Here is a 17,953-nt window from a genome sequence, read left to right as displayed (position 1 = left end):
TGTTGTCGTGTCCATACAGACTTGATCATTCTTTTTGACACACACACATCTGAATCGGTTTGTTCTGGTTGTAAGAGCCAAGTATATGAGGCCTAAGAGTTTTAGTCTTTTAATACCTTACGGAGTGCTTCCAACATCGGATCTACGGTAAGATCGTTGCCGGTAGCTTGCTTGATCCACACATTCGGGGTGAGGCGGCCTTGCTTGAAGATACGGCTAACCTCATTCGCAAAATCCTTGCCGTTGAGGTAGTTCTCAAGTTGGAACTCAATAATCTGTCCGAAAGCGTAGGCGGAAAGGTAGAGCGGATAACCGATCATATGGGAGTAAATCGCTAGGACGGTCTCGTCTTTCACGCCGAATACCGGAGCGTAATACTTATTCCAGATTTCCTTGGAAAGACGGATCACGGCCTCCTGCAATTCCCCGGCGGTAGCGTTAGGATGTGCGTACATCCATTTCCATACGGAGATATCCAGCATGGAAACACCGCAAATCTCATACATGCTCCATATCTTATCCAAGATATCCATCTTTTCTTTTTCTGGATTCTCGTCTTTTATGCCCAGTAACTCAAGGTCTCTTTTCTGGAAGACAAAGGCCAGCGCTTCGGTGAAAGCCGTATTGGGAACTCCGTTGAGCATATAATAATCGACATCATATAATGAGATCGTTTGCTCTACGTTGTGCCCAAACTCATGGATGGCGATATTATATCCTTTGTAATCCATCCCTTGTGAAGGGATACGGGTACGTAAACGGGAACGCTGGCCTTTCATGGAGGCTCCCCACGCATGACCGGAACCACGGGCGGGATCGACTGCGATCTTATCCGCCAGATATTGGGCACGATCGGGGCTGAATCCTAGTTTCTGTAAGATTTCCGGTAGCTTCTTTTCCATCGTTACCGCATCGGGATACAGGGTACGGGTTTGCTCGTTTAGCTTGTTCTCGTCCAGATTGCTACGGGCCTTGAAGCCATCGTACCATATATCGTAGGCTTCCAGTTTGCGTCCGAGGCGTTTGGAGATGATTTTCCCCACTTCCTTTAGTTCGGGGGCGGAAAGGAACTGATCGAACAGGGCTTCTACATCGTTGACATCTATTTCCATATCTTCCGTGAACTTACGGTCTATATAAGTGTTTCCCGTATATTTGTCTATACGCTGCATGGCGTTGAAGTTATTCAACATTTTCTGATAGCGGGCCGGGCTTTCAGGGGTACCTTCTAGTTCATTTCCAGCTTGGGATAACGTATTGGCGTACGGGTTCCATTCGTAACGATCCGAGTTGATCACCTCTTTCGGGATTTCTTGCGAGATGATTCGCTTCATGACCTCATATACCATCCGTTGTTTTTCCAATCCCTCTTTTCCTTTGTTATAATTGGCCTTGATCTCGTCGCGAAGGTTCCAATGGCAAAGTAAGCGCATGTCGGAGGGGAAAATGGTTTTTCCTTTAGGAGTTAGTAAATGCCCCATATAGATATTATAATCCGCGATGTAAATATCTGCGTCACTTTCCGTATCGGCGGCGGCTTGCTTTACTTCCGCCGGTATCCGTTCCGTAAACATATCGCCCAGACGGGCGTAGGCCCATGCTTTACGGTCATCACCTAACGCCTCTTTCTCCTTGAGAGTAAGTTGGGGAAAGTTGAGGGCGATGATGAAGCCGATCTTGTTGGCGTATAGATCGTCCATTAGGTGGGAACTGGGGCTGTAGGACCCGAATTTCTCGTCGATGGCGTGTAGAGGTCCGGTATCTAGGTTCAAATTTCGTTGCAGACAGAGTACCATCTCGTTGAAATTGCCATTGATACCTTCAAGATACTCGCTGATCTTGAGGAAAACTTGGTCTTTTTCGGCGGGATCGGATAGATAATTCTCCCGGCAGAAGGTTTGAAACGCTTGCTCATCCCCATCGGAGGTTTGCCAGAGGCGGGCTACTTGCTCGACACCCTTCGTGATTCCTGCTTGATTCTTAGCGTCCTTGGCTATTAGCTCGTCAATCGTAGCTTTTACGATAGAAGGCTGGATGCTGGCTTGCCCTTGCATAAAGCCAAAGGCGCAGGCCAGTAACATACAAATACGTACGACTTGCTTTCTCATGGTATGTTTGTATAAAGTTATTTAAAACAAATGTATGAATAATATTCGTATCTTTGGCCGATTTTTCTAATTGAGTAAAAAACAAAGAGATGAAAAAGTTACTATGTATGTGGATGGCCGTATGCGGCCTTTTGTTGATTCCCGGAAACATGAAGGGACAGTCCTTGAAAGATATCTTAAATTCATCTGCCGTAAAGAACGCCGTGACTTCTGTCACCGGAGGGAAAGCCGTGACTTTCGAGAATTTACAGGGAACTTGGATGTATGTGAATCCTGCCTTGCGACTGGAAGGTGATAATGCCTTGAAGAATGTAGCGGGAAGCTTGGCGGCTACCGAGGCAGAGAAGAAAATGAAGGAATATTGCGAGAAAGTAGGTATCGTGGAAGGTGTATTTAATTATGTCTTTAATTCGGATAGTACGTTTACGAGCGCATTGAAAAGGGGAAGCCTGAAAGGTACTTACTCGGTGAGTCCGGAAGATAAAACGGTGACGTTACGGTATACGGTGGGTAATAAGAAGCTGACCGTTTCTACGCTTACCGCCCATGTCATCCTTTCTGGTAATGAGTTGACATTGCTTTTTAACGCGGATAAATTACTGAAGTTCTTGAGCACGGTTTCTTCTATATCCAGCAATACGACCTTGAAAGCCATCAATAAGTTGGCGAGTGAGTACGATGGCATGATGCTGGGTTTCGATTTGAAGAAATAATGTAATATGATACGATTTATACCGAGGCGCTATTGGGCAGTAATAGCGGTTGCGTTGGCATTAATCATGTCCGTGTTGGACGGCACGATTGTCAACGTGGCGCTTCCTACCTTGTCCCGTGAATTCGGGACATCCCCTTCCTCCACGATCTGGATTGTCAACGCTTATCAGCTAACGATTACGATGTCTCTTTTATCGTTCTCCGCTTTGGGAGATATTTATGGATATAAGCGGATTTTCTTGATCGGGACGACAATATTCTGCTCAACGTCATTATTCTGTGCCTTATCCTCGTCTTTCGCCATGTTGACGGTCGCGAGAATATTGCAAGGGATCGGAGCCTCGGCTATCATGAGCGTGACGACCGCTTTACTTCGTATTATTTATCCTCCTCAATATATAGGGCGGGGAATGAGTATCAATGCCATGGTCGTGGCGGTATCGATTGCTGCCGGGCCGTCGTTGGCGGGCGCTATCTTATCAGTCGCTTCTTGGAATTGGTTGTTCGCTATCAACGTACCTTTAGGGATTTGCGCGATTATAACGGGTTATTTTCTTTTGCCTCAAAATCCTTGCAAGGATGGGCCGAAACGAAAGTTTGATAAGATCGGTGGAATCTCGAATGCCTTGACTTTCGGATTGCTGATTTATTCGTTGGAAGGCATCGCCCATCATGAGAACTGGAGAATGATCGCTTTACAGGTTCTTCTTCTATTGGTGATCGGAACATTTTTTATCCGCAGGCAACTACGGCAGGAGGTTCCGATATTGCCATTGGACTTGATGCGGATTCCGATATTCGCTTTGTCCGTATTATCCTCGATTACTTCATTTACGGCACAGTTGTTGGCGATGGTATCATTACCCTTTTATTTGCAAAATGTAGCCGGAAGAAATGAGGTGGAGACGGGGCTGCTGTTGACACCTTGGCCGGTAGCAACGATCTTGACCGCTCCGGTAGCCGGGAGGCTGATCGAGAAATATTGTTAGGCGGTATCGGAATGGTGGTGTATGCGACCGGACTTCTTCTATTGGCTTTATTGCCGGGGCAACCCACCGATATGGACATCGCTTGGCGATTGATGCTTTGCGGTATGGGCTTCGGCCTGTTCCAGACCCCGAATAATAGCACGATGATATCGGCCGCCCCTCGTTCCCGGAGTGGTGGGGCGAACGGTATGCAAGGTACGGCACGACTGCTGGGGCAAACGCTGGGGACGACATTTGTCGCTTTGATCTTTAGTGTTACCTCTGCGACCGATAGTATGCCGGTTTGTATGTATGTAGCGGTCGGTTTCGCTTTAGTCGCCGCTATCGTGAGTTGTCTCCGTATCTCACAGCCCGTTCCCATGCGTGGAAGGTGAGTAGGAAGATACGATTTCTAATAGGGTCTCACCGTAGTTCTCTATGATCTTTTTGCCGATTCCGGGTATCTTCAACAGTTCTTTCGAGTTCGTGGGCAAAGTGTTGCAAACGCCAATTAAGGCTTTCTGTTGCAAGATCGTGTAAGGAGGCAACTCCTTTTCTACGGCAAGCTCGTATCTCCATTGTTTCAAACGGGCATATAGCTCAGGATGTAAGACATCCGTGGAGACGGGGATCTTTTCCGCTTCCGTCGATTTCCGTGTCGATTTCCGCTTGCTGGCAACAGCCGACTCCTCAATGTTCGCTTTAGCCTTGGCGGATAGATAGTCGATGAGACGAAAACCATCTTGGCAGGCTTTTAATGTAGCGACCTTGATCGTAAGCTCATCGCTGAAAGCTTTTAATGCGGATGTAAATGCCTTACGGGCCTCTTTATTGTCGATCTCCACGTCGGAAGCCTCTATCAAAGGGAGGCAATAGGTCTCGATCTTTTCCAGAAAGTAAGCGCAACCTTTTCGGATGCGGTCTTGTATATGCTCGTCCGTATCATAGAGATTCGTGCTGGAGATCATACGGGTGAGTTGCTGGCAGAAACGTTCGCCTACTTCTACTATATCCGAACGGAAATAATCCCGTACCCGGGGATATTGGTTGCTTAATTCCGGGTATAGTTTTTGCAGATGGGTGTATGCTGCGTAAGATGTATATTGCAACTTTTGTTGTACGGGATTGAAGTCGAATAGCTCGGTTGCCAATCTCAAATAATACTGTTGTTGGGCTTGACGCAGTTGGTCTTCACACGGTTGACGCTCCGAGAGGGAAGAGGTATAACTTAATATCTTCTCATCGCTAATCATGGCGTTTCGAGTGATCGGGCTACTCAATACCATTCCTTCCAATGTCTTGCAACGGCTCAAGGCAACGTAGACTTGTCCGTGTGAGAAGGCGGCGGATGCGTCGATGATGGCATGCTCGAAAGTCAAGCCTTGGCTTTTATGGATCGTGATCGCCCAAGCGGTTTTCAGTGGGTATTGGCAAAAAGAGCCGGCGATTGTTTCCGTGATATCCTTCGTGTTCTCGTCGATCGTATATTTCACGTTTGTCCATGTCTCCCGGTCTACGGTGATATCGTTTCCTAATTCGTCGGATACGATAATCTTGCTCGGGCTGATGAAGACAATTCGGCCGATCTTTCCGTTATAATATCGTCTTTCGCCGGAAGAGTCGTTTTTTACGAACATGACTTGAGCGTCTTGCTTTAGCTCCAATACCTCGTCGGTCGGGTAGGAGTAAGCCGGAAAGTCATCCTTGATCTCCGCCTTATACGTATAAGCCGGGCCGGGTAATTCTTGCAATTTCCGGTTATTGATTTGCTGGGCTTGATAATTATGGGTTGTCAGCGTGATATAACCCGCTTTGTCATTTGGTTTAAAATTGGGGATATAACGTTGGTTTAAGGTGTGTAGCGTATTCTCGTCGAAGCGGTTTTCCCGGATATTGTTCAATAAGCGTACGAACGTATCGTCCGCTTGGCGATATACTTGAGTTAATTCGATGCAAAGATAATCACTTTCGGAAAGAGCCTTACTGTCAAAAAAGAAGGGAGAGGCGTAATGTTCTCTCAACAAATTCCATTCGTCCTCCTTCGCTACGGGGGCTAATTGTTGTAAATCTCCGATCAATAATAATTGAACGCCCCCAAAGGGTTTATTCCTATCCCGGTAACGACGTAGCATATCACTGATAGCGTCCAGCAAATCGGCACGTACCATACTGACCTCATCAATCACGAGCAGGTCCATACTACGGATGATATTGATCTTATCCCGGCTGAATTTATGAGAATAGGATTTATTTTGCCCGGAGGCCATTTCGCTACCCGGTATATACGGTCCGAAAGGTAGCTGAAAGAAGGAGTGAATGGTTACCCCTCCCGCGTTAATCGCCGCCACTCCGGTAGGTGCTACCACAATCATCCGTTTTGGGGAAGTCTCTTTAAGTTTTTTCAAGAATGTGGTCTTTCCTGTTCCCGCTTTTCCGGTAAGGAAGATGTTGGTTCCGGTATTTTCCAGATAGTTGAAGGCAAGGTCCAATTGTAAATTTGTTTGCATCATATTTAAGTCGTTTAGGTGAATTCACAAATGTACGTATAATCTTTCAAACGTCCTTCTCAAATGGAAAATAAACGGAGTAACTGCGCTAAAATCTACATCCCTTTTTCCTTTTTAGGAAGAGATTGATATACGATATCGTAGGATTGTTTTATAAGCTCTTTGATCTTGTTGTCGGGTACATCTTGATTAAAATAGACACTAATCCAGTATTTTTTATTCATATGCCAACCGGGTGTTATGCCAGAGTATCGAGCTTGCAACTCTCCCGATTCATTCGGGTCACATTTGATACAGCAAAAATCGAATACTTCGATATTTACGAAGCAGAACCATTTACTTCCTACATAAAAGCAAAGAACGTCCCGACTGTATTTATCAGGGACATTCGTGAAAGGCATTTTTTCATAAACACCATTCAACGAAAGGCAATATTCCCTAAACTTTTCAATATTCATAACTTTCGTATGTATGATAGATTATAGCGATATCCTATAGACTAAGAAACTTAATGGTTGGATGGAGACTTCAGTAACGGGAGCCTCTAGTTCCACCGCTGATTCAATGGGTATGACTGTTTCCGGTTTACCCAATGTATTCTTCGCTTCCAGGTCTGAGGCATGTAAGACTGTCAACTTTCCTTTATGCTTGCCGGATGAGATTCCGTTTAGGTTTAATTTGATCTTTTTGCTCTGGATGCTGGTATTGACGATTTTGATGATGAACTCGTTTGTGCCTTTGTCGAAAGCGGCTGTGGCGAATAGCTCGCTTTGCCCGGTAACGGCTTCTTTGTTCATCGTCAGGGGCAATACGTTTGTTCCGGCATTGTGCCCGTATAATTGTTGTACATAGTAGTTAGGAGTTTTCACGATGTTTAGGTTGTCGAACCAGATTAAGTCCGGACGCCATTGCCACGCATCGACATGTGCGAATAAAGGGGCGTATGTGCATAATTCGACCACGTCGGCATTTCGCTCAAGACCGGTCATAAACGCAGCCTCGCATAATGCGGTCAGGAAGCTATTCTCCCGGTTAGTCGGGTGGCAAGCATATTCACCGGCGAACACTTTGGGACCTTGCCGATCATACGAATCATATCGTTTGGCACTATTTAGGAACCATTCAGGTGAGCGATAGAAATGTTCATCCACCAGATCTACTTTTAAGCGTTTCATCTCCGGCCATAGATATTCGAAATCTTTTCCTTCCGAATTAGGACCGGAACTACCAATGATTTTGATCTCCGGATATTTAGCTCGGATGGCTTTCACGAACGGCTCGAGGCGTTCGGGATATAACGGTCCCCATTGCTCGTTACCGATAGCGATAAATTTCAGATTAAAAGAAGCCGGATGCCCCATATCTGCACGCATTTTGCCCCATTGGGAGGTAACAGGGCCATTGGCGAATTCGATTAAGTCCAAGGCATCGTCTATATAAGGTTGTAATTTATCTACTGGCACATGCTGGTCCATGTCCTCATTCTCAAACTGGCATGACAGCCCGCAATTCAACACAGGCAAGGGCTCGGCTCCGATATCTTCGCTTAATTGGAAATACTCAAAGAATCCCAAACCGTAAGATTGATAATAATCCGGGAATTTCTTGTGAGGAAATGTATAATTCCACCGGTTGATATTGATAGGCCGGTTCTCTACGGGGCCTACCGTATTTTTCCATTGGTAGCGTGTGGCGATGGTTGTACCCTCAACGATACATCCACCCGGGAAACGAAAGATTCCCGGCTTTAGATCTTTCAACGCTTGTGCTAGATCGCGGCGTAGGCCGTTCGTGCGATTATTGAATGTCTTTTCAGGAAAAAGGGAGATATGTTCCAGATCCAAGGTACCTGCCGTTTCCATCGTGATGCGTAGGCGTGATTTAGCCTCGGTCGCTTTGGGAGACAAGATAACGGAATATTTCTTCCAGTCTTTTCCTTTTATCTCTAGGTGTTGTGTCTCATAAATATCGTTATCTCTATTTACCAATTCGATACGTAGTTTGATCGGGTTATTGGTCTCGGTACGGGCATATAAGGAAAAGTCGTAATTTTCATTAGCTTTTATACCGATACCTTTGAAGCCTTCGTTCTCTAGACCGGTTCCGGTGATTTGTCCGGCATAAGTCAGGTGTGCGTAATGGGGGTTTTTGTCGAAACAGGGATTCTTTTCAGCTATGCTTACATCACCGAAAGGTTCCCAACCTCCCCATGGATTCTCAAACTCGAAGGAGCGGTTCTTGATTAGTTCCGCATACAATCCTCCATCTGCCCCGAAATTGATATCCTCGAAGAAGATTCCATACATAGTTGATTGGATAGGCGCACCTACATTCTGTACATCGATGTCAAACTCATACACAGGCACGATGTCTTGTGCGGTCATGCAGTTTATACCGACACTTAAGAGGAATAAAGCCGCAATTTTTTTCATGTTCTTTCTTCTCATATTCTGTGTTTTTCAATAAATAAAGATTTAGACAATCAAATTCGCTATCATCTGTATAAACAAGATCAGGAATACCATCGCTATCGGATAAACTGTCGCATAAGCCACGCTTGGGGCTGGGCTGTCTGTCATGGAATCCGCGGCGGCAAGCCCCGGGGTACTGGTCATACCGCCGGCGATTGTTCCGACTAAATCGAGAATGTTGATCTTAAAGAAATAATATCCGGCTAATACAGCTACGATCATAGGGATCATTGTTATAGCGATACCGACTCCGAATAACGTTAAACCGCTTGATTGGAAAGTGGAAACTAGGTTTACACCGGCAGATGTCCCTACTTCGGAGAGGAATAGTAATAATCCCAATTGGCGAAGCAGGTTATTAGCGGAGCCGGACATAGACCAAATGATCGGGCCTGTTTTTCCGATGGCGCTTAATATCAAGGCAACCATAAGGATACCGCCGGTCAGTCCCGGAGAGAATGAGAAGGAATCCGAGAAGGATATATTTAATTTTCCAAACAATACGCCTAATACGATACCCATAGCGATCGGGAAAAAGTCTGTATCCGAAAGACGTTTCTCATCATTACCAATGAATTGGGCGAGTTCATTTACGCTTTCTTTCTCGCCGGCGACCATCAACTTATCTCCAAACTTCAACACCAAATTAGGTTCCGGGGAAAGGTCGATTCCGCTTCGACGTACACGGGTTACCGTACAGCCGAAAGTACCTTGTAAATTTAAATGGCCTAGCGATTTATTGATAATGCTCTTATTGGTCAGTAACAGGGATTGCAAGGTCTGTCCGCCACTTAACGGCAGATCTCCCTCGATACGTTCTCCCAACAATAATGTCAGTTGCTCCAAGGCTTTGTCGTTACCTACGGCCTTCAGTAAATCTCCCTCGTAAAGCGTGGTATGGGGAGTTGGCATAGATATGACATTGTCGTGTTTTATACGGGAGACTACCGCTCCGGTCATGGCCCGTACCTGCAATTGTGCCAAACTTTTTCCGCAGATATTTTTATTCGTGACTTTAAATGCGGCGGTATGTAATGTGGGATATTGGCTTTTTCGTTGGGTTTCCAGCGCTTTAGCCTCAGCTATCAAATCCTTGCGAAGCATTTTTGGCAATAGCTTCACGAAAAGGATCACACCGATTACGCCGAACGGATAAGCGATACCATAGGCGATGGATGCTGCGGATGATTGCGTGGAGTCGATCGCTACCGCTAAACCGGGCGTACTCGTCAATGCCCCAGCGATCAGACCGACGATACTCGGGGTATCGATATCCAAGATATACTTGAATAAGATTCCTGTCAGGCATGCCGAACCGACAATTAATAACGTCAGGATAATGAGTGTCTTGCCTTTGGAACGGAAGGAGTCGAAAAATCCGGGGCCCGCTTGGATACCAATGGTAAAGATGAATAACACCAACCCCATATTCCCTAATTCCTTGGGTATGATAACCCCGAAATGGCCGAATAACAAGGCGATGAAAATAACTGCTGATACATCTAGCGAAAGACCTTTGATCTGTATCCGGCCTAGCATGAATCCAAGCGCTATGATCAGAAACAGGGCAAAATAAGAAGACTGAAGTAATGTTTCAAACATGTCAGATAGTTTTGAAGTGAAGCTGTTAAAGATGCAAAATTAAACTTTTTAGTCCATTCAGGCAATGGCTTGGTTGGATTTCTGTACCTTTGTGCCATATTTTAGAAAAGATAAAGTAAAGAGTATAAGCGTGAGACGATATTTTATATATCTGGGGTATAACGGAAAGAATTTTCGGGGTTGGCAGATCCAGCCGAATGGTATGACGGTGCAGCAATCTATAGAGGAGGCCTTGGCCATCTTGATGCGTAAGCCCGTGCCTATTGTGGGGGCCGGCCGTACCGATGCCGGTGTACATGCCCGCTTAATGATCGCCCATTTTGATTGGGAAGGACCGATCGAGGATTTGGCTTTCCTTGCGGAAAAATTAAATAGGCTGCTGCCTAAAGATATCGCCGTTTATAAGATCGTGCCTGTCGTACCGGAAGCGCATGCCCGCTTCGACGCCACTTCACGAACCTATAAATATTATATTACGACCAGGAAAGATCCGTTTAATTATGAGCTGGTTTATAAGCTTCCCGGTCGTTTGGATTTCGAGGCGATGAACGAGGCGTGTAAGGTCTTATTCGATTATATCGATTTTACGAGTTTCAGTAAGTTGCATACGGATGTAAAGACGAATAATTGCCATATCCAACATGCGGGTTGGACGCAAGAAGGGGATATTTGGGTGTTTACGATCCGTGCAGACCGTTTCCTTCGTAATATGGTGCGTGCGATCGTTGGTACTTTATTGGAAGTCGGAAGAGGACGTTTAACGATAGACGGCTTCCGAAACGTGATTGAGGCAAAGGATCGTTGCAAGGCCGGAACCTCCGTGCCGGGACATGCCCTGTTCTTGGTAGACGTCACGTACCCGGAAGAACTCTTTCCAGTGGAGGGTTAAACCATGTGGTTAGCTCTAGCCTTCCTCTCTGCCTTTTTGTTAGGTTGTTACGAGGTCAATAAGAAAATGTCGTTAAATGGGAATGCCGTTATTCCCGTTTTATTCTTCAATACGCTCATAAGCAGTTTGATTTTCGTCCCGTTCATCTTGCTCTCTTTTTATACGGATTGCTTGGACGGGACGATGGTGTATGTACCCCGTGCCTCTTTGGAGGACCATCTGAAGGTATTGATAAAGGCGGTGATCGTCTTATCCTCTTGGATATCGGGGTATTTTGCCTTGAAACATTTGCCGCTGACGATAACTGGGCCGATCAAGGCCAGCCAGCCCGTGCTTACATTACTGGGTGCGATGCTTCTGTTCGGGGAACGGCTGAATCTATTTCAATGGGTCGGAGTCTTGCTTTCTATCGCTTCCTTTTATCTCCTTTCCTCATCGGGGAAGAAAGAGGGGATTCATTTTGCCCATAATAAATGGATCTTCTTCACGGTCCTGTCTATCTTGACCGGGGCGATGAGCGGATTGTATGATAAGCATTTGATGCGTAGTATGGATGTAATGACGGTACAAGTCTGGTTTAATGTCTATCAATGTGTTATCATGTCATTTATCCTGTTGTTTCTATGGTATCCGAACCGGAAAAAGAGCACGCCTTTCCAATGGCGATGGAATATCATCTTTATCTCCGTATTCTTATGCGTGGCGGATTGGGTATACTTTTATGCTTTGACATTCCCGGATTCCATGATCTCGATCGTATCGATGGTACGTCGGAGTAACGTATTGGTGACATTCTTGGCGGGAGCCATCTTCTTCCATGAAAAAAACTTAAAGAACAAGGCGATCGACTTATTCCTTGTGTTGTTAGGAATGATATTCCTATATTTGGGGACAAAATAGAAAATTAGATAATGAGACGAGTTATAGTTACGTTGTTGATCTGTGTCTTTGCGTTGGGAATGAACGCACAAGATATGACAAGTGTGTTCACGGCGATGCCAGACCAATACATTCCTCAATTGGAGCACGCTTGGCGAAAGGATTTGGTGGATCTTTATACTTCAGGAAAAGAATCCCGGCTGAAAAATACGATGAATGGCTTTTCTACCTTGCAAAAGCTAACGAACGATTACCTTTTGCTACAGACTACGGAGCGTAGCACGGTAGAGATGAAATTACTTCCCTTGGTAAACAATACCTACGTGGTTTGTATGATCTCTACGGTAAACGGCCCGGTTCCGGATAGCCGTATCGAGTTTTTCACGACCAATTGGGAGCCTTTGGCAACATCCGATTTATTCACGCAGCCAACTTCCGATTGGTATATCAAGCAGGGAATAGATAAGAAAGACGAAGCCTATCAAGAGGCCGCCTCACATTTGGATATGGATTTAATTCAATATCGATTGAGTCCGGATGATCAGACTTTGACCGCCATTTATACGACTCCTCAATATCTGAGCCAAGAGGCTCGTGAGAAAATAGAGCCGTATCTCAGTGAACCGAAAGTCTATACGTGGCAGAAATATCATTTTCAGTAATTCTTTCCTTATCCATCCACTCCGATATAGTTCATGAGGTTTTACTGCAACCCGCTTTGCAGTACTACTGTGGGTTGCAGTAGTACTGCGATAAAGAGTCTTTTTTAATGGGTAGGAGAGACTAAGATCCCTTCTTCATTAAAAAGAATCGTTATATCTCGGTCTCCTTGCTCCAGCTCGAACTCATAAGAGAGTCCTTCCGCTTTTTGAATGACATGGATATCATCGATTCGATAAGAGGCATATGTGGAGGCCTTGAATGCGGTCATCACGATATCGGGTACTTGGGAAGAGCGTATTTCCCACTCCGTATATAACCATTTGTTCTGGGTATCCAGCCAAACTTCCTTATGGATATTCTCATGAAGGATATCCACCTCGGTACCTTTTGCCTCCGTATCTATCTCAAGGATTGTCGCTCCCGGATACATTTCTGAAATGAGTTCCTTAATAGCGCTGGGGGTAACGGAGGGACGATGCTCGTTGTCGCCGTTACCATCGGTTACTTCCTTGATGAGAATACCGCCTTCCGTATAATGTAGATCTACATCTTGCTCGCCATTTTCAACGTCGAGAACGTAAATGGTACCAGCGTCCGGACGTTCTAGCATATCTACATCGTCTATCTTCCATTTAGCGTATAGGCTTGCCTCGAAACTGTTTTTTACGGTTTGGGGCAAAGCCTTGTAAGGAAGATCGGTCTCTGTCAGCATCCAGTTGCCTTGCGGATCAAACCACGCTTCAGCCTCATATGAACCGGTGTAAAATTCTGCTTTGACATAGCCTGCCTCGTTCTCCCAACTGACACGTTGCGCATCCGGATATTTTGTGTCAAAGGCTTTTGTTACAATACTCTCAGGTGTGAATTTGTCATCATCGTCATCACATGACATGAATACGAATGAGCTGCAAACCAAAGTTGCCATTATGAATGCTTTTGTTTTCATACGATTGATTTTAATTAAAAATATATTAATACTTATCTTAGAGTGTCTATTAGTCATCGATATCAATCAAGTTCCCTTTTAAGTCGAATGTCATCTCAAGACCGTTATCTAGCTTTATCTCATAATCCCGTATCTCTTTTTCTATTTTAACAACCTTATTCGATGAATAGTTTTTCTTGATAAGGTCTTGTATTACCTCCGGAATGATCGCTTGCGGGATAGGGAGCCCATGCCGTTTAATCTCTTTCCATTCTCCTTTATGGTTAAACTCAACATTGGTCCCGTCCGTGAGGATCACGTCGTAACTGCTAATCCGGATCAGATTTTTCTCTATTTGGATATGCGATACCGGGATGTCCTTAAAATGATCCGATATGAATTGGCGGCTGGAAACCGGCAATACGTTGGTGTCACTCGTGATCTTATCGTTGCCGGCACAAGCTATGACAGATAATAATGATAAGACTATCAGTAAATAATTGATCCTTTTCATATGCCTTGTTTTTTATTATACCGCAAAGAAAAGGATGCATTTTGGAAAAAATTGGGAATTTCGGCCGTTAATAGAATAATAATGTGAATGTATGCATACCATTTGCGTATTGGTAATCTATCCGGATCGAATATAGATCGACTATTGATTTGACAATGGCCAACCCAAGGCCCGTCGATTCTTGTTGTTTGCTTTGGCTGGCAAAACGGGCAAATAATAATTCCTTATCAAGGGTTTTGTCGATTCCCGTATTTGCGATCGTAAGCATACGGCGAGAGATCGTGATTCCTATATCCCCTTTCTCGTAATTATGGACATAGGCGTTTTTTATGAGATTGGTGATTAACGTAGTGGCCAGCGATTCATTCATGGTGCATACCAAACTCTCTTTTTCTGAAACTCGTAAGTGGAGAGCTTTTCTTTCGTATATGTCATTAATTCCTTCTAATATCTTATGGATAAGATGATTTAGGCAAATATCCCGGGTTTCGGGGAATTGTTTGTTATCTATCCGAGAAAGTAATAGGAGGGATTTATTCAACCGGATGATGCCGTTCAACGCTTGATGCAAGCCAGCGATCTCTTTCAGTTGATCTTCCGTGCAATCCGGATGTTCGCTTAATAATTCTAATTTGTTCATGCATACGGCCAATGGAGTTTGTAACTCGTGGGCGGCATTCTCTACGAAATGTCTTTGTTTGTTGTATAGCTTGTCACTCTGGTTGACGCTTTCTTGAACGGTCTCGTTTAATATCTTAAATTCCTCGATGGGTGTAGGGTTGTTTAATGGAGGATTATATTTGCCTACTTGAAAACTTTTCAACCAGCTTAATAGCATATATAAAGGCTTAAAGCTTCTTTTGAATCCTCGATGGATCACGAATAAGATGCAACTTATCAATGCGATATATAAGACGGTCATGCTCCAGATAATCGTCTCGATCATATCTTCTTGTTCTAAGGTGGATAACTCCAGCGTCAGTTCGTAGAATTTACGATCTTTTGTCATGAAATAAGTGCGTAAGGCACGAACCGGTTCGTATTCTTGCTCTATCTCTATGTATACCGTAGCATCGTAGAACTCGTCCTTATCTAGTTTCGCTTCGCTTTCCGGAACCTCACGAATGTAGTACCGGGTCATGATATCCACATGATCTTTCAGCAATGTGCTGTCCGCTAAGGCGGAGCGGATGATAATCTCTTTGTAGTTCTCAAGGCTGTCATTCGTCTCGTCTTCTACCTCATGTAGAATCATAAGGCAGAAAACACATCCCCAAGCGGCGAAAATGACCAATATGGGGACAAATAAATTGCGGAGGGTGTAATGGATTAGCTTCATATTTATTCCTCGTCGGTCATTTTGTAACCGAAGCCATAGACCGCCTTTATTTCGGGGATGGCTCCGGCGGCTTTTAATTTCTTTCGCAAGTTTTTTACTTGGCTATAGATGAAGTCGAAATTATCGGCTTGGTCTATATAATCTCCCCAGACGGACTCGGCTAAAGTAGCTTTGCTGATCAAACGGTTGGGGTTGGATATGAAATAGTAGAGCAGATCGAACTCCTTACGGTTCAATACGATCTCTTTCCCGTTTATATAGACGGAATGTTTATCGGGATATATCGTTAGGTTCGCTAAAGACAGTTGCAATTCCCCATCTTGTTGCTTGCGGCGGATAACGCTCTTGATGCGGGCGTTCAATTCCGCCAGATGGAAAGGCTTGGTCAGATAATCATCGGCCCCAAGATCTAATCCTGTAACTTTATCCTCGATAGAGTCTTTTGCGGAGATAATGATGATGCTGTCTTTCTTGCGTAAGGCTCTTAATTCCTTCAAAAGGGTAAGGCCGCTACCTCCCGGAAGCATGATGTCTAATACGATACAATCGTAATCATAATCATTTATTTTAAGAGAAGCTTCCCGGAAAGAGGAAGCGCTCTCTACCACATATCGTTCTTTTTCAAGAGAACGAACGATAACTTCTCTCAGTGCGTTTTCATCTTCGACTACCAGAATTTTCATAGGCTAGCTTGTTAATCACACAAAGCTACTGAAATATTCTGGTAAAAATCTGGAATAAGAAAAGATTCAGTACCGTTCTACTTCAATAATTGGGCCTCTGAGTTAAACGTGAGGCGAACCTCATTGTTCTCATGCTCTAGTTTGAATACGTAAAATGTTCCCGAAGGCTTGTCTATTTGTGTCACCTCATCTATCTTATATTCATGATAAGCCGAATTTGTTAGGTTATCCATGATGTCTACGGGAACATCTTCGGCATGGATATCGAATTTCGTACTTAGCCACTCGTTATTTTTGCCGAGCAGAACCTCTTTCTTAACGCCTTTATCCTTGATGTCGACTTCTACACCTGCGGTATCTTTATCGTAATCGGTAATGGTCGCCCCCGGATATTTTATCTGGATCACCTTTTGAATCGCTTGAGGGACCGATTTGTCATCGGAACCTTGTTTCTTTTGTTGGCAACCTACGGTGAGGAATAAGCAGCAGCTCATGAATAAAATAGCTGTAAATGATACTTTTAGTTTCATAACGTTTAAGTTTTCTATTACAAACAAGCGGGTGACAGGCAAAGTTTTTTCCAAATAAGTTAATTTTCCATGATATGTTTTTCTTCCTTTGTCGTCTTGATTATAGAAATGGAACTTGAGACGTTTAAAATAACCGTACTACCTCTCCGGCAGAAGATGTTGAATTTCTCCCAGAGACTGGTTGAGGACACAGCCGAAGCTGAGGATGTGGTGCAAGAGGCATTCATAAAGCTTTGGTATATCCGGGAAAAACTGGATGCCTACCATAGCGTGGAGGCGCTGGCTATGCAGGTTACGAAAAATCTCTCATTGGATAAGATAAAGTTGCGAAAGCCGCAGGGATCGGAGTTGGAGAGCGTTACGTTGGTATCGGATGCGGTAAGCCCCGACGAACAACTGGAGCAAAGGGATGCCGCCGAATGCATACGGCACTTGATCGCCCAGTTGCCCGCTTTGCAGCAAACCATTATCCGGATGAAGGATGTAGAGGGCTATGAGTTAGCCGAGATTGCGGAGATCACGGCTACACCGGTCGAGAATGTCCGGGTGAATCTCTCAAGGGCTCGGAAAAAGATACGGGAACAGTTTTTACAATTAAATAAACAAGAGAAATGGACATAGACGAGTTATTAAACCGATATTTTGAAGGAGAAACCTCTTCGGAAGAAGAGCGGGAACTTCGAGCCTTCTTTACTTCCGGGAATGTTCCGGACAGGTTGGCGGTCTATACGCCTATGTTTACCTATTTGGAGGAAGAGAGTCGGAAGGAACGACAGCCGGATGAGGCATTGATTCCGATTGATGAGGATATCCTTTTTATGCTGGATGCGGAAAAGGTGGAGGAAAAGAAGACATTTACTTTACGATCCGTGTTGTATTTGGTATCCGGTATCGCCGCCAGTTTCTTGCTGCTTTTGGGGCTTAACCATCTGTTGAATCCGGTAGATCCTTGTTTCTGTTCGGATAATTATGTCGTTATAAACGGTCGTTGTTATACGGATATTCATAAAGTTCGCTCCATGGCGCTGGAAGCTTTGCAGGAGGTGGCCACACCTGCGGACGAGTACTTTCCGGAAGTGGATCGTGATGAGGCCGACCGTATGATTATAGATAACCAATTGGACGAGCTTCGTTCTTTATTTGATGATAATGAATAAAAAT

Annotated in this window: 16 protein-coding genes and 1 pseudogene; 7 read left to right on the top strand and 10 right to left on the bottom strand. The window is 44.6% G+C overall.

Translation table 11 applies throughout. From position 1 onward, the window contains the following. Positions 1-101: 101 nt before the first annotated feature. The gene (locus tag ACYIA1_RS10305) at positions 102-2,108 is read right to left on the bottom strand and encodes a gluzincin family metallopeptidase (RefSeq protein ID WP_005864803.1); all 2,007 of its coding nucleotides are present in this window, start codon (positions 2,106-2,108) and stop codon (positions 102-104) included. 89 nt (positions 2,109-2,197) lie between these two features. Here ACYIA1_RS10305 and ACYIA1_RS10300 point away from each other — a divergent pair, with 89 nt between their 5' ends. Together ACYIA1_RS10300 and ACYIA1_RS10295 are read left to right on the top strand one after the other, a co-directional pair. Continuing rightward, positions 2,198-2,821, top strand: a complete 624-nt coding sequence (locus tag ACYIA1_RS10300; protein WP_122297561.1) for a DUF4923 family protein — start codon at positions 2,198-2,200, stop codon at positions 2,819-2,821. Between the two features lie 6 nt (positions 2,822-2,827). After that, positions 2,828-4,185: pseudogene (locus tag ACYIA1_RS10295) on the top strand (MFS transporter). Here the strand turns inward: ACYIA1_RS10295 and ACYIA1_RS10290 are convergent. The 4 genes from ACYIA1_RS10290 to ACYIA1_RS10275 form a co-directional block, all read right to left on the bottom strand. Continuing rightward, a complete protein-coding gene (locus tag ACYIA1_RS10290; RefSeq protein WP_083434114.1) occupies positions 4,156-6,300 on the bottom strand; it encodes an HRDC domain-containing protein in 2,145 nt (714 codons plus the stop codon). The pseudogene ACYIA1_RS10295 and the gene ACYIA1_RS10290 sit on opposite strands and share 30 nt — an antisense overlap. A gap of 92 nt (positions 6,301-6,392) precedes the next feature. Beyond that, positions 6,393-6,755, bottom strand: coding sequence for an MmcQ/YjbR family DNA-binding protein (locus tag ACYIA1_RS10285; protein ID WP_005864811.1), 363 nt, complete (start codon positions 6,753-6,755; stop codon positions 6,393-6,395). 21 nt (positions 6,756-6,776) lie between these two features. Further along, positions 6,777-8,744 (bottom strand): alpha-L-arabinofuranosidase C-terminal domain-containing protein, encoded by a 1,968-nt coding sequence (locus tag ACYIA1_RS10280; protein WP_480335190.1) that lies wholly within the window; start codon positions 8,742-8,744, stop codon positions 6,777-6,779. Between the two features lie 27 nt (positions 8,745-8,771). Then, on the bottom strand, positions 8,772-10,370 hold the full coding sequence (locus tag ACYIA1_RS10275; protein ID WP_480335188.1) for an aspartate:alanine exchanger family transporter: 1,599 nt from the start codon (positions 10,368-10,370) through the stop codon (positions 8,772-8,774). Positions 10,371-10,500: 130 nt separating this feature from the next. Between ACYIA1_RS10275 and truA the strand changes: the two genes are divergently transcribed. The 3 genes from truA to ACYIA1_RS10260 are packed head-to-tail and all read left to right on the top strand — an operon-like array spanning position 10,501 to position 12,800. Next, positions 10,501-11,259, top strand: coding sequence for a tRNA pseudouridine(38-40) synthase TruA (gene truA, locus ACYIA1_RS10270; protein ID WP_005854725.1), 759 nt, complete (start codon positions 10,501-10,503; stop codon positions 11,257-11,259). Between the two features lie 3 nt (positions 11,260-11,262). After that, complete coding sequence (locus ACYIA1_RS10265; protein WP_005854727.1) at positions 11,263-12,159, top strand: DMT family transporter; 897 nt, start codon at positions 11,263-11,265, stop codon at positions 12,157-12,159. 11 nt (positions 12,160-12,170) lie between these two features. After that, positions 12,171-12,800, top strand: coding sequence for a DUF3256 family protein (locus ACYIA1_RS10260; RefSeq protein WP_005854730.1), 630 nt, complete (start codon positions 12,171-12,173; stop codon positions 12,798-12,800). A 104-nt stretch (positions 12,801-12,904) separates the two neighbouring features. Here ACYIA1_RS10260 and ACYIA1_RS10255 read toward each other — a convergent pair whose 3' ends face one another. The 5 genes from ACYIA1_RS10255 to ACYIA1_RS10235 all read right to left on the bottom strand — a co-directional run bounded on the left by ACYIA1_RS10255 (position 12,905) and on the right by ACYIA1_RS10235 (position 16,792). Further along, positions 12,905-13,747, bottom strand: coding sequence for a PepSY-like domain-containing protein (locus tag ACYIA1_RS10255; RefSeq protein ID WP_122382519.1), 843 nt, complete (start codon positions 13,745-13,747; stop codon positions 12,905-12,907). Positions 13,748-13,796: 49 nt separating this feature from the next. Continuing rightward, entirely contained in the window at positions 13,797-14,240 is a 444-nt protein-coding gene (locus ACYIA1_RS10250) for a PepSY-like domain-containing protein (protein WP_121772316.1), read from the bottom strand. A 67-nt stretch (positions 14,241-14,307) separates the two neighbouring features. Beyond that, positions 14,308-15,579, bottom strand: a complete 1,272-nt coding sequence (locus tag ACYIA1_RS10245) for a sensor histidine kinase (protein WP_480335184.1) — start codon at positions 15,577-15,579, stop codon at positions 14,308-14,310. Positions 15,580-15,581: 2 nt separating this feature from the next. Next, the gene (locus ACYIA1_RS10240) at positions 15,582-16,262 is read right to left on the bottom strand and encodes a response regulator transcription factor (RefSeq protein ID WP_005854737.1); all 681 of its coding nucleotides are present in this window, start codon (positions 16,260-16,262) and stop codon (positions 15,582-15,584) included. 77 nt (positions 16,263-16,339) lie between these two features. After that, positions 16,340-16,792 (bottom strand): PepSY-like domain-containing protein, encoded by a 453-nt coding sequence (locus tag ACYIA1_RS10235; RefSeq protein ID WP_373233584.1) that lies wholly within the window; start codon positions 16,790-16,792, stop codon positions 16,340-16,342. Positions 16,793-16,861: 69 nt separating this feature from the next. Between ACYIA1_RS10235 and ACYIA1_RS10230 the strand changes: the two genes are divergently transcribed. Together ACYIA1_RS10230 and ACYIA1_RS10225 are read left to right on the top strand one after the other, a co-directional pair. Beyond that, on the top strand, positions 16,862-17,413 hold the full coding sequence (locus tag ACYIA1_RS10230) for an RNA polymerase sigma factor (RefSeq protein WP_005864832.1): 552 nt from the start codon (positions 16,862-16,864) through the stop codon (positions 17,411-17,413). Beyond that, entirely contained in the window at positions 17,404-17,949 is a 546-nt protein-coding gene (locus ACYIA1_RS10225; protein ID WP_224201663.1) for a hypothetical protein, read from the top strand. The genes ACYIA1_RS10230 and ACYIA1_RS10225 overlap by 10 nt, the downstream gene beginning before the upstream one ends. The last annotated feature ends 4 nt before the right edge of the window (positions 17,950-17,953 follow it).

The organism is Parabacteroides sp. KHUB-02, assembly GCF_056640955.1.
The sequence above is the reverse complement of the archived record's forward strand: the minus strand, read 5'-3'. Positions and strand labels throughout refer to the sequence as shown.